Origin of the sequence: Stenotrophomonas sp. (assembly GCF_032103445.1) — a bacterium.
In the GTDB taxonomy this organism is placed as follows: Bacteria; Pseudomonadota; Gammaproteobacteria; order Xanthomonadales; family Xanthomonadaceae; genus Stenotrophomonas.
On record NZ_DAMDFR010000001.1, the window covers coordinates 26,489 to 39,301 of the forward strand.

Annotated in this window: 10 protein-coding genes; all 10 read left to right on the top strand. The window is 67.5% G+C overall.

Going from position 1 to position 12,813, the window contains the following annotated elements:
• The first annotated feature begins 81 nt into the window (after nucleotides 1-81).
• The 10 genes from RT551_RS00130 to RT551_RS00175 all read left to right on the top strand — a co-directional run bounded on the left by RT551_RS00130 (nucleotide 82) and on the right by RT551_RS00175 (nucleotide 12,347).
• Nucleotides 82-1,527 (top strand): amidohydrolase family protein, encoded by a 1,446-nt coding sequence (locus RT551_RS00130; RefSeq protein WP_313454932.1) that lies wholly within the window; start codon nucleotides 82-84, stop codon nucleotides 1,525-1,527.
• 200 nt (nucleotides 1,528-1,727) lie between these two features.
• On the top strand, nucleotides 1,728-2,468 hold the full coding sequence (locus RT551_RS00135; protein ID WP_313454933.1) for a CS1 fimbrial subunit B flags: Precursor: 741 nt from the start codon (nucleotides 1,728-1,730) through the stop codon (nucleotides 2,466-2,468).
• A gap of 77 nt (nucleotides 2,469-2,545) precedes the next feature.
• Complete coding sequence (locus tag RT551_RS00140) at nucleotides 2,546-3,046, top strand: CS1 type fimbrial major subunit (RefSeq protein ID WP_313454935.1); 501 nt, start codon at nucleotides 2,546-2,548, stop codon at nucleotides 3,044-3,046.
• A gap of 93 nt (nucleotides 3,047-3,139) precedes the next feature.
• The gene (locus RT551_RS00145; RefSeq protein WP_313454936.1) at nucleotides 3,140-5,665 is read left to right on the top strand and encodes a TcfC E-set like domain-containing protein; all 2,526 of its coding nucleotides are present in this window, start codon (nucleotides 3,140-3,142) and stop codon (nucleotides 5,663-5,665) included.
• On the top strand, nucleotides 5,662-6,861 hold the full coding sequence (locus tag RT551_RS00150; protein ID WP_313454938.1) for a hypothetical protein: 1,200 nt from the start codon (nucleotides 5,662-5,664) through the stop codon (nucleotides 6,859-6,861). Before RT551_RS00145 ends, RT551_RS00150 begins: the two co-directional genes overlap by 4 nt.
• A 145-nt stretch (nucleotides 6,862-7,006) precedes the next feature.
• Nucleotides 7,007-7,942, top strand: coding sequence for an alpha/beta hydrolase-fold protein (locus RT551_RS00155; RefSeq protein ID WP_313454939.1), 936 nt, complete (start codon nucleotides 7,007-7,009; stop codon nucleotides 7,940-7,942).
• Between the two features lie 122 nt (nucleotides 7,943-8,064).
• A complete protein-coding gene (locus RT551_RS00160; RefSeq protein WP_313454940.1) occupies nucleotides 8,065-9,435 on the top strand; it encodes a YncE family protein in 1,371 nt (456 codons plus the stop codon).
• Nucleotides 9,436-9,487: 52 nt separating this feature from the next.
• Nucleotides 9,488-10,540 (top strand): ABC transporter substrate-binding protein, encoded by a 1,053-nt coding sequence (locus RT551_RS00165; protein ID WP_313454942.1) that lies wholly within the window; start codon nucleotides 9,488-9,490, stop codon nucleotides 10,538-10,540.
• Complete coding sequence (locus RT551_RS00170) at nucleotides 10,540-11,580, top strand: iron ABC transporter permease (protein WP_313454944.1); 1,041 nt, start codon at nucleotides 10,540-10,542, stop codon at nucleotides 11,578-11,580. The genes RT551_RS00165 and RT551_RS00170 overlap by 1 nt, the downstream gene beginning before the upstream one ends.
• Nucleotides 11,577-12,347: a heme ABC transporter ATP-binding protein gene (locus tag RT551_RS00175; RefSeq protein WP_313454946.1), complete on the top strand. Its 771-nt coding sequence runs from the start codon at nucleotides 11,577-11,579 to the stop codon at nucleotides 12,345-12,347. The genes RT551_RS00170 and RT551_RS00175 overlap by 4 nt, the downstream gene beginning before the upstream one ends.
• Nucleotides 12,348-12,813: the final 466 nt, after the last annotated feature.

Sequence of the window (12,813 nt, forward strand, 5' to 3'; positions counted from 1 at the left end):
ATGCATGGCATGGTGAAATTTAACTGGTGAATGTGTGCCCCTGCGCCGTAAGGTGCAGGGGTCTTCCCATTGCGACCTGCCATGAAGCGTTCCGTAGTGCTGCTGTCCCTGTTGCTGGCGATGTCGCCGGCGGTCTCCGCTGCCGAGCGGGCCGACCTGATCATCCGCCATGCCACCGTGGTCGACGTGGAACAGGCGACCACACAGGCTGACCAGGCGGTGGTGGTACGCGGCGATGCCATCGTGGCGGTGGGCGACGATGCTGCGATTGCAAAGGCCTGGAGCGCCAAGCGCCGGATTGACGGCAGCGGCCGCTACCTTATTCCCGGCCTGTGGGACATGCACGTGCATTTTGGCGGCGGGCCCGAGCTGGTGGAGGAGAACAAGGCGCTGCTGCCGTTGTACATCGCCTACGGCATCACCACCATCCGTGACTGTTCCGGCGACCTGCCTGGCCAGGTGCTGCAGTGGCGTGACGAGATCGCGCAAGGCACGCTGGAAGGCCCGCGCCTGTTCACCTCCGGAGCCAAGATCGAGGGCATCAAGCCGGTCTGGAAGGGCACCATCGAGGTTGGCAGCCGCGACGATCTGGATGCCGCCTTCAAGCGCCTGCGCGATGACCGGGTTGACTTCGTCAAAATCACCGACAGCACACTGACCCCGGACCTGTTCCTGCAGGCTGTGAGTGGTGCGCGTGCCAACGGGCTGCGTGCGTCGGGCCACATTCCGATGGCGTTGACCGTGCAGCAGGCGGTCGATGCCGGCATCAGCTCGATTGAGCACCTGGATTACGCCTACAAAGCCGGGGTCAAGGATGAAGCCGCGATTGCCGCCGATTTTGCTGCCGGGCGGATCAACCGCGCAGAAGCAAACCAGCGCCTGGATGCGGGCTTTGATGGCGACACCGCACTCACGGCGTATCGCGGTTTCGCCGCCAAGGGCGTGTACGTGACGCCCACGCTCAACGGCGGACGCATCCTGGACTTCCTGGACCAGGACGATCACGCCAATGATCCGTACCTGCAGTACATCGGGCCCAAGCTGCAGGGCACCTACGCATGGCGGGTCGAGCGTGCCGCCAAGGCCACGCCGGCGCAGATTGAAGCGCGCCATCAGCAGTATCACCAGGTGGCGGCGGTGCTGCCGCTGCTGCAGCAGGCGGGTGTCACGATCATGGCCGGTACCGATGCCGGCTTCCTCAACTCATTCAACTATCCCGGCATCGGGCTGCACGACGAACTGAGTCTGTTCGTCAAAGAGGGCTTGACCCCGGCGCAGGCGCTGTCAGCCGCCACCCGTGCCGGCCCCGCGTGGTTTGGCCAGCTCGACCGCTATGGCAGCGTGCGCCAGGGACACGCGGCGGACCTGGTGCTGCTGGATGCCAATCCGTTGCAGGACATCCAGGCCACCCGCCGCATCAATACCGTGGTGATGCGCGGGCAGGTTTATGACCGCCAGGCACTGGATGCCTTGCTGGAACGTACGCGTGCCCAGGTAGCGGCATGGCGCACGGCCGCGACGCCCTGATCTACTCCATGATGCATCTGCACAACGCCCCGTCTGACGGGGCGTTGTGCGTATCGGTTGCACATTCTGCAAGGATTCCTACGCCGCCTTGAAACAAGTTGCATAGGGTGGAGCGGGTGCGCGCGCCTAATCTGCGCGTCCTGTTTGGTGTGCGGCGACGACAGCTGCATGCAGAGCGCTCCGCCGTGGGATCTGTTGTGATGAAACGACTGCTGTGGCCGTTGCTGTTGTCTTTCGGATTGCCGCTCATCGGCAATGCCGCCGCCCCGGACATCCAGGTGGGGGCGATGTATGAGTACCTTGAGTCCGACCAGGCCAGTCTGCTCAAGCGGGTAAGCAACCGGGGAACGGCTACCGCTTTCGTCCGGGTCATGATCAGCGAGGTCGTCTATGACCAGGACCTGCGTGCGCACGAGCATGTGGTGGATGCCAGCGCAGAAGGCGGGGACGGGCTGATCGCCAGCCCGGCGCGCCTGATCATTCCTGCCCAGGGACAGCAGGCCGCGCGTCTGGTGTTCCTGGGCGATCGCAGCCGCGAACGTTACTACCGCGTTCGCTTTATCCCTGTGCTGCCGAAGGCGGCGGATGAGTTCGCGCTCAGCAACGAAGAAGCACGGGACTACGACGCGCAGTTGTCCGCCGGGGTCAACGTGCTGGCCGGCTACGGCGTGTTCGTGATTGTCCATCCGGGCAGCGCGCACTACGAGGTGCACACCGAGCACGGACCGGACCATGTGCTGCTGCACAACGTCGGCAACAGTACCGCCGTGCTGGATGACCTGCGCACCTGCACCGTCAGCGGCCGTGCGGAAACCTGCAGTCCGGCCCAGCGCATCCACCTGCTGCCGCAGCGGCAACAGCGTCTCGATCATGACCAGGGCCAGCGCCATCGACTGCAGCTGGTGGAAGGCGAACGCCGCCGGCCACTGCAGCTGCCCTGACGTCTTCCGTTGTTCAAGCCCGGCCGCGCGGGTTCCGTGACGCGGCATCCGTTCCAACCTTCTGTGGAGATGACGTTATGCGTTTGATGATGATCCCGCGTGCCCTGACGGGTGCGCTGCTGCTGGCCCCGCTGGGCGCGATGGCGGCGGTTGAGCAGTATCCCCTACAGGTGACCGTGGAGGCCGTGGTGCCTTCGCCCACCGGCTTGCAGATCTCGCCGGTGGGAGACTGGGCCGGCCGCGTGCAGAGCATGCGCTGGAACCTGGCCACCGAGCGGCTGGATCCGATCCGCCAGCAGCTCGACATGAAAAGCGGGCTTGGCGCTATTGTCGCCTACCTGAGCAGCGAGGCGCTGTTGACCAGTGCCGGCAACCAGATTGGCCTGACTGTCAGCGTGGCGGGCCAGGAACTCGGGGTCGGTGCAGCGGCCGCCGCCGAGGTGGCCAGTGCCACCGAAGCAGCGGCCAGCAAGCGCGCAGCAGTGGAGATTCTGGCAGCGGCTCCCACCGCCGGCGGCTACGCGCAGGGCAACTACCAGGGCAACGTCTTCATGATGTTCGAAAGCGGCACGCCCTGATTCTTTCCCACGCTGTGCCGGTGCCGTGCGGCACCCAGCCGCACGGCACCTGTCCGCGTGTGCCGCTTCCGATTCAACTCTGCTGGATATCTCATGTCGCGCCTGCTTCCGTTGTCGACGGCGATGCTGCTGTCCTGTCTGCCTGCGTCCGCCAAGGCGGCACCCGTGGCGCTGGACAGCCTGCACCTGCTGGAACAGGCCGGCCAGTTGCCGGATGATTTCCAGCATCACTTCTTCGACGCACCGCTGATCCTTCGGGTAGAAGCAGATGGCCGCTATCTCGGCGATGCGCGGGCGGTGCTGTCGCGAGACAACGCGGTGTCGTTGCTGGAGTTCGTGGAGCACGCAGGCAGCCGTTTACCGGAGGCCGAGCGGGCACGCTGGCAGAACGCGCTGGCGATGCCGCAACCGCTGGGTCCGTGCACGCGCAACTGTCCCGCCGGGATGACCCGGCTGCACTACAGCCTGGAACGTTCGCTGCTGTCGATTGCCAGTGCCGCTGCCGATGCGGCAGGTGTCGCCGCGCCACGCCATCACACGTTGCCGCAGGGGGGAAGCCGGGGGCTGATCCTGCACCACCAGCTCAACGCCTACGCCAGCGAGGGTGCGACCCATGCGGGCCGCTACGCGCTGGACGCCCAGGCCAGCCTCGGCAACTGGAGCGTGGACGGACACTACCAGGTGGACCGGGGCAGCGATGTCGACAGCGGGCTCCGTCACGTCGTGCAGAGCCTGTACGCGCAGCGGGAATTCAACGACCACTTCTTCCGCGCAGGCTACTTCATGCCAAATTTCCAGGGCGTCACCCGGCAGCCGCGTGCCGCCAGCAGTCGGGTGTTCACCACCGCCGGCATCATGGCCGGGTCTTCCGACAGCCTGCGCGTGGACGGGCAGGCGTCCAGTCTGTATCCGGTGTACGTCACCGCCAACCGCGAAGGTCGGGTGGAGGTGTACCGCGACGGCGCGCTGATCCAGAGCCAGCCGGTGCGCCCGGGACTGCAGCGGCTGGACACGCAGCGACTTCCCGGCGGCATCTACGAGGTGGAACTGCGGGTGATCGAGGATGGCCGCGAAACCAGCCGCGAAACCGCGGTGATCCACAAGCCGATGCATTGGCGGGACCCCAGCCGACGATGGCGTTACAGCGCCTTCGCCGGTGTGCAGCGCAGCCTGCTGGACAGTGTGGACGACCCGCAGGCCGGTGAACTGGGTGCAGGCGGGGTGATCAACTACCTGGCCCACGCCCGTGCCGTACTGGGCGTGGCCGTGCAGCAGATCGGGCATGCGCGGGCCGCTGCCGGATCGCTGGACTGGCAGCTCAACGACCGCGCCAGCCTGTACACCAATGCGTACACCTCCAGCGCCGATGGACACGGTGTCGACCTGCAGGGATTGATGCGCTATCGGCATGGCAGCGTGATGGTGTCGCACAACCGCAGCTGGCAGGAGCGGCAACCGCTCGATGCTCCCTGGTATGAAGCGAACGAGGTGACCGACCTTCGCGCCGGTTGGCTGCAGACCAGCGCGATCGGACTCAACCACCGGGTGGGCGACAGCGGTCACCTGGCCGCGCGTGTTTCGCACCAGCGCGGTATCAGTCGCGGCGTCGGTGTCGACCTCGCTTTCAGTCGTCGGCAGCGGCTGTGGGGCAGTGATGCCAGCTGGCGCGTGTCGCTGTTCGACCGACCGGGCAGCGCCAGCACCGGCCTGCGGCGCAATCGTGGCGTCGACCTCAGCCTGAACATCGCGCTCGGACGCGACCCGCGACGCGTCAGTGGCAGTCTGGGTTCGCGCGCGGGCCGGCAGGGCGGACGTGACCTGTACGCCAGTCTGGGCGTGCAGCGGGAATTCGAGCAGGGCCTGCTGCAGGGCGTCGGCGTGCAGGCAACCGCAGACCGGGACGGCGTCGGGGTCAGCGGCAACGCGCAGTTTGAGCATCCGGCGTTGCGCGGCGATGCGTATCTGCAGCGGTCGTCGCTGCATGGCGAGCGCAGCGGGGGTGTGAACCTGGAAAGCACGCTGGCCGTGGGAGGCGGGCGGATGGCGATGACCGGGGCCGGTCACCTGGGCGGTACGCGCACCGGGATGATCGTCGATGTGCGTTCGGACGTCCCCGACGTCGCGCTGCGTGCACATGACCGCCAAGGCGGCAGCTATGTTCTACGCCCGGGTCGCAACCTGCTGCCGGTGCCCGCGTACCGGGCCGGCGCGTTGCAGATCGACTTCGAGGGTCGCCGTGCGCCGGCGGCCAGCATCCAGCCTTCGGTGCTGCCGTACCACCTGAACCGTGGCGGCGTACTGCATGGCGAGGTCGAGGTGCTGCAGACAGTCACCGTGCTGGGGCAGGTCCGCGATGCGCAGGGACGCCCCTTGACCGGTGCCCGCGTGGTCAACCATGCCGGACGCAGCGTGACGGAAGCGGACGGCTTCTTCGCGCTGGAGGTCAGTCGGCGCGCGCCGACGCTCGAGGTGCAGCACCCAGAGGTGAACCAGTGCCAGTTCGCGCTGGATGGCAAGGTCACGCGGTCGCAAGGGGATGTATGGATGGCGGGGGTGCTGAAGTGTCCGCCGACAGGCCTTGCACAGCGCCCGGCGGCAGCGGCGGGAGAAGCCCCATGACCGCCAGAACGTTGTGCGCAACATTGCTGGGGCTGATCCTGGCAGGCACCGCCGGCGCGGCGGACGTGCACATCACGGCTGAATTCAAGCCCGATCTGAATGACCCCAGCATGCGCACCTTCACCAACACCACGCCGTGGACCGGTGTGTGCGCGCAGGGGCACATGGAGCGCTGCCGGCAGAGCAACTGGTGGAGCATCGACACCACGCTGCGCGGCAGCAAGGACGCCGTGCGCGTGACCGACTGGGGGCGGGATGGGTTCTACATCCGCATGCCGCCACCGCGGACGGTGCAGGTCACCTCGGAAGACGGGGCCAGCACCTTCGACCTCGAGCTGCGCATCATCGGTGCGGCGATGCGGTACACCGACGAAGAGCGTGATGGCGCGGAGCACATCGCCTCCAGCGGCGGCGCGCTGGGATGCGACTTCGGCATCATCGGGCACGGACCCTACACCCTGATGCGCATGCTGTTGCGCCGGGACGGGGGGCAGGGCTCGGCGGTGTGCTCGCTGCACTGGGTGAACACCAACAACTACGCCATTCCCATGCTGGATTTCGTATACGCACTGGACACGCCCGCACCGCTGGACATGCGCAGTGGCATCTACACCGGCTCCACCGTTTACAGCTTCGGGGGGACGGGGGAGGGCACCGACTTCGATCTCGGCAACGGAATAGCACTGACTGACCGCCTGGTGCATGTGCACTTCCGGCTGGATGTGCGGCATGCGTTCCGGCTGGACATTCCGCCTGGAAGCGACCGGGCGCTGCTGGTGCCGAAGGGCGGCTGGCGGGCGTGGACCGAGCAGGGCATCGTGCCGGCGGCACTGGAGCGGGAGCTGGCCTTCGGTGTGAGCAGCAGCGGCCGCTTCAGTGTTTCGCTGCAGTGCCAGTATCCGCAGCCGGACGGGCGCTGTGGCATCCGCAACACCACGGTCGATGCCGAGGATGCGCCGCTGGATGTCAGCGTGACCCTGCCGGGCTTCCGCGATGTTGCCAGTGGCGCGGCCGCCGTGGCGGTGGCGCTGAACAGCCTGGGCGCGCCGCCGGTGTTCGGTGCGGACTCGGTGGTGATCGGGCGGCCGGCCCGGTTGCGTTTCGCGGTGCAGGGGGCAGCGGTGCAGGCGATGCTGGCGCACCCGGGCACGCGCTATCGGGGCGATGTGACCGTGGTGTTTGACGCGGATCCGTGAAAAGCAGCCGGGCAAGCCCGGCTCTACAAGTGATACCCATTCGCATTTGAGCTACACTGGGTGGATTGTGAACCCCGGTGTTGCATTTGTGTCCAGCCGCTTACCTTCCTTTTTCGCCGTCGTGGTCATGCTGTGCATGCTGGCCATGAGCAGCGTCCACGCCCAGCAGCGCAATCCGCTGCAGAAGATCGGCCAGACCGTGCTGGATGAGCCGGCGCAGTCCTACCGGTTTGAACGTTTCGTGATCGACAGCGCCGACCATTCGCGCCGCTGGCGGGTGAACGTCGGTGTTCCGGTCACGCCCGGCAAGACCCCGGCCCCGGTGCTGTACATGCTGGACGGCAATGCTGCGGCGATGGTACTGGACCAGCCGATGCTCGCCGAACTGGCCGCCAAGGCCGCCCCGGTGCTGGTGTTCATCGGTTACGACAACGACCTGCGGGTGGACTCCGCGGCCCGCACCCAGGATTACACCGCGTGGATCGACGTTGCCGACGATGAAAGCGGCAAAACCGTGTCCAGCGGCGGCGGTGCATTCCAGTTCCTGGACATGATCGAGCGTCAGATCAAGCCCGAGGTGGAAAAGCGCGCCCGCATCGACCCGATGCAGCAGTCGTTATGGGGGCACTCGCTGGGCGGCTTGTTCGTGCTCAGCACCCTGTACACCCGCCCGGCGGCGTTCCAGCACTACATCGCGGCCAGTCCGTCGCTGTGGTGGAGCCAGGGCGCACCCCAGCGTGATCTTGAGAAGCAGTTCATCGACAACCGTCGTGGCCAGCCGGCGCAGCTGACGGTGATGCTGGGCGGCGACGAACGCAGCGGCAACCGCGGCGTGCGGGACATGAACAACCCCCGCGTGGTGGCGCACCTGCGCCGCATCGGTGGAGCCACCCCGGATGCCGCGTGGAAGCTGAGCCAGCGCCTGGGCGAGCTGCCCGGCCTGCAGGTCGGCTACCGTGAGTTTCCCGGCCTGGGCCACGGCCCGATGCTGCCGGCCTCGCTGAAAGCCACGCTGAGCCAGCTGTATGGCATTGCCGACCGCAGTGCCACGCCGACGGCAGCGGACCGTAGCGCCGATTGATCAGTTTTTCGCTTACCCAGGCAGGGCGTGGCAGACCGCCACCGCCGCGTTACAGCGGCCATGCCAAGGCAACCCATGTGACACCGCGCGGCAACGCGCGTCCCCAACAGAAGGAGTCTGACATGACCCGTTTCACCGCACTGACCCGTACCGCGCTCGCGGTGGCCCTTGCCGTCGCCAGCAGCAGCGCGCTGGCCGAACCGGTGTTCGATACCCCGGCTAACGGTTTCCGCGGCCAGGTGAGCGCCCGCAATGAAAACGTGGTGCCGGGCAGCGACGCCCAGGTCACCGGCCGCCAGTTCGTGCCCGGCCAGCAGATCACCCTGCTGCGCGGTGACACCGTGCTCAACGCCACCCCGGTGGTGGTCGACGCGCAGGGCAACTTCAAGGCCACCGTGACCGTGCCGGCCGACGCCGTGCCGGGCCAGCATCCGGTGGTGGTGCGTGCCAGCCAGCCGGCCGCCGCTGCGGTGGCGACCCTGCGGGTGTCGCCGAACCTGCCGCTGAGCGGCGAAAAGGCGTTCAACCTGACGTCCGGCAAGCTGGTCCAGGGCCTGTACCAGAGCGCCTACAGCCCGGCTGCCAATGCCCTGTATGTCACGTCCGCGGTCGGCCGCCCGCCGGTCACCCAGTCGCAGTTGCTGAAGGTGGACCCGAAGTCGCTGAAGGTGGTCAAGGCGATCACCCCGGCGCAGGTGCCGGATGCCAAGGGCGGCAGCGTCTACGCGGTGTACGGCGTGGGCGTGGACGACGCCAATGGCAACGTGTGGGTAAGCAACACCCGCCAGGACACCGTGGCGGTATACCGCCAGTCCGATCTGGGCCTGGTGCATCAGTTCCCGGTCGGCACTGTGCCGCATGCCCGCGACGTGGTGATCGACAGCCAGCGCGGCAAGGTGTTCGCGTCGGCCACCGGTGAAGACCACCTGTCGGTGTTTGATGCGAAGACGCTGAAGGCACTGGAGCCGATCACCCTGGAATCGGGCGTGGACGACGGCAAGTTCGTGCCGATGAGCCTGACCCTGGATGCGGCCGGCGGCAAGCTCTACACCGTCAGCATGGGTACCCCGGAAGCGGCGGTGATCGACGTGACCAGCGGCAAGGTCGAGAAGGTGATCGACCTCGGCAACGCGGTCAGCGCTTCGGGCGTGGCCGTGGATGCAAAGAACAACCGTCTGTACGTGGCCTCGCAGGGCAGCGACAACCTGCTCATCGTGGACATCGCCAGCGGCAAGGTGCTGCACGACGTGGGTGCGGGTGCGCTGAACGTGGCGTTCGAGCCGGTGTCCGGCCTGGCCTATGTGACCAATCGCGGTGCAGGCACCGTGACCGTGGTCGATGGCAATGGCCAGGTGGTCGGCAACCTGGACGGCGGCACCTTCCCCAACCACGTCAGTGAAGATGGCAAGGGCAACGTGTTCGCGGTCAACAAGTCGCGCGGGGCCGAAGACCCCAAGGGCGACCGCGTGACCCGCATCGCCAAGCGCCGCTGAGTAGAACCCGCGCACGGGGCAGCTGCCCCGTGCGCTCATCTGGAGAATCGTGATGCGTCTTTCGATCGACCTGCCGCACTCGCTGCTGGCGCTGGCCCTGGTGGGTGCGCTGAGCGCCTGCGGCGACAAGCCGGCCTCACCTGAAAGCGCGTCGTCCGCGCCGGCGACGGCCGCGGCACCGGCGGAGGCGAAGGCCGATGCACTGCCGGCAGGCTGGCAGCGTGTGGCAGGGACCGACGTGCCAAGTGTCGAGGGAATCACGCCGGTGCTGCCGGTGACCCTCACCTCCGACGACGGTGCCTCGGTCACGGTGACCGATACCTCGAAGATCGTCGCTGGTGGCGACGACGTCATCGCGGTGATTGAAGCGCTGGGCATGGGCTCGCAGGTGTATGCCGCGCCGCTGCGCTCGGCCACCGCGTCCGGGCGCAACGCACCGAAGCAGTTCCTGTTCAACCGCACCACGGGCGTGGAGGGTGTGCTGAGCCTCGAAGGCTCCCTGTTCCTCGGCAACAGCCTGCGCCGGCATACCGAGCTGGCGAAGAAGCTGCGCGGTGCAGGTGAGGCGGCCGTGGTCGTGGACGACCTGCAGCCGGCCCCCGACAAAGTGCGCAAGGTCGCCGCTGCACTGGGTGCGGCGGAGGCCGGCGAGACGCTGGCAACGCAGGTGCAGGCGCAGCTGGATGAAGCCGCCGCCGTGGCAAAGGCCAGTGCGAAACATCCGCGGGTGATCCACCTGTCGGCCACGGGGGCCGGCGGCGCGCCGACGGTGGCCGGGGCGGACAGTGCGTCGGGCAAGCTGATTGCGCTGGCTGGCGGGGTGAACATCGGCACCGAAGCCGGCGTGCAGAACTATTCGGCGCTCAGCAATGAAGGCGTGGTCGCGGCCGCACCGGATGTGATCCTGGTAACCGAGAACGACCTGCAGCTGTTCGGCGGCGAAGCGGGGCTGTGGAAGGCGTATCCGACCCTGAAGCAGACGCCGGCGGGTGCCGCCAATCGCGTGTGGGTGATGCCCGATGTGCAGCTGAAATCGACCAGCGTGGGCTCGGGCAGTGGCGCGCTGGCGCTGGCCAAGGCGTTGGCGGCGTTGCCGGCACCGTGATGACCGGTCGTACCCGACGCACAGCCGGTGGCTGGGTGCTGCTGGCGATGGCGCTGGCGTTGCTGGGCGCGATCCTGGCGTCGTTTGCGGTCGGCCCGTTGCGCCTGCCGCCGCTGGAGGTGGTGCAGGCGATCGGGGTCAAGCTGGGCTGGGTGGATCCGGCGCAGGTGAGCACGCGTGACCTGGCGGTGGTGTGGAATCTGCGGATTCCGCGTGCGCTGCTGGGTGCGCTGGTGGGGGCATCGCTGGCGATGGCCGGTGCCAGTCTGCAGGGCCTGTTCGGTAATCCGCTGGCCGACCCGGGCATCGTGGGGGTGACCCAGGGTGCGGCGTTGGGCGCTGTGGCGGCGATCGTGCTGGGCGCAGGCAGTGTCGGCGGCTGGACCCTGCCGCTGGCGGCGTTTGCCGGCGGTGCGGCGGCGATCAGCCTGACCTATGCGCTGGCGCGGCCGGGCCGCAACAGTGGCACGGCCACGCTGCTGCTGGTGGGCATCGCGATGGCGGCGTTCTGTTCGGCGGCGATTGGATTTCTGACCTACATCGCCAGCGAGAGCGAACTGCAGTCGCTGGTGTTCTGGCAGATGGGCTCGCTGGCGCAGGCGGACTGGGCGGACGTGGCGGCGGCAACGCCGGTGTTCGTGCTGGGCACGCTGGCGCTGCTGCGTCTGGCCACACCGCTGGACATGCTGGCGCTGGGGGAGCGTCAGGCACAGCACCTGGGGTTGGATGTGCAGCGCACGCGCTTGAAGTTGATCGCGTTCAGCGCACTGCTGGTGGGGGCGGCGGTGGCGTTTGCGGGGTCGATCGGCTTTGTGGGCCTGGTGGTGCCGCACGTGGTGCGGATGCTGGTGGGCCCGGGACATCGCTGGCTGCTGCCGGTGTCGGCGGTGACGGGGGCGCTGCTGATCGTGGTGGCTGACACCGCGGCGCGTACGCTGGATCCGCCGGCGGAGATTCCGCTGGGCCTGTTCTCGGCAGCGCTGGGTGCGCCGTTCTTCCTGTGGCTGGTGCTGCACCAGCGGCGGAGCGAGGCGGTATGAGCGCGCCATTCCTGCACCTGCAGAAGGTGGGCCTGCGCTATGGGGAGCGCGCGATCCTGCATGACATCACGCTGGGCTTTGCGCCGGGGACGCTGACGGCGTTGGTGGGGCCGAACGGGGCGGGGAAGTCGACGTTGCTGGCGGTGGCGGCGGGGGACGTGGCCGCAGATGCAGGGCAGGTGATCCTGCATGACCAGCCGATCGCGCACTGGAAGGCAAAGGCATTGGCCCGCGAGCGGGCGGTGATGCCGCAGGACCATGCGGTGCGTTTCGCGTTCACGGTGGACGAGGTGGTGGCGATGGGGCGGCTGCCGCACCCAGCGGACCCGGCGCGTGATGCGGCGCTGATCGAATCGGCGCTGGACAAGGCGGAGATGCAGGGATTGCGCGCGCGCGAAGTGCGCACATTGTCAGGTGGCGAGGCCGCGCGTGCGACCTTCGCGCGCGTGCTGACCCAGGACACGCCATTGCTGTTGCTGGACGAGCCAACGGCGGCACTGGACCTGCGCCACCAGGAACGCACCCTGCGTGCGGTGCGCGAACTGGCGAACAACGGTGCGTGCGTGATCGTGGTGGTGCACGACCTCAATCTGGCGGCCGGCTACGCCGACCGCATCGTGCTGCTGGAGCAGGGCCGGGTCGCGGCGGACGGCACACCCGACGAAGTGCTTACCCGCGAGCACATCGAACGCGTGTATCACCAGCACGTACTGGTGCTGCGCCATCCCCAACGCGATGTGCCGCTGGTGGTGGTGGCGGACAGCTGATCGCTGGCATTGTGCCAACTGCTCGGATTGCATGATCCGCGCCAACAACTCGGATTGCATGGTGCACGCCAACAACTCGGATTGCATGGTGCACGTAGAGCCGGGCTTGCCCGGCTGCTGTTGGATTCAGGCGAACAACCGGCAGTCATCGGTTCTCTGGTTTGGCGGCTCGGGATGGGCGTTCCGGGGGACGCCGCAAGTACGTCCGTGTAGGCTCAGTCGCCGCATCCATGCGGCTCATGCCCCCTCCAGCCCACCCCGAGCCGCCACGACAGTGTGTCGGTGGCCATCGAAGATCAAGATCAACGGCAGCTCTGATCCATTGTCATGCGTTGCCGACCGGTGGCAATCTCACTGCCGTCGTCTGTCGAGCGACGCTACCGGAACTACGTGCTTTTGATCTTCCATGGCCACCGGCCAACTGTCTGGGGCGTGCCGGGGTGGGTTTGCGGGACCGTCAAAAACA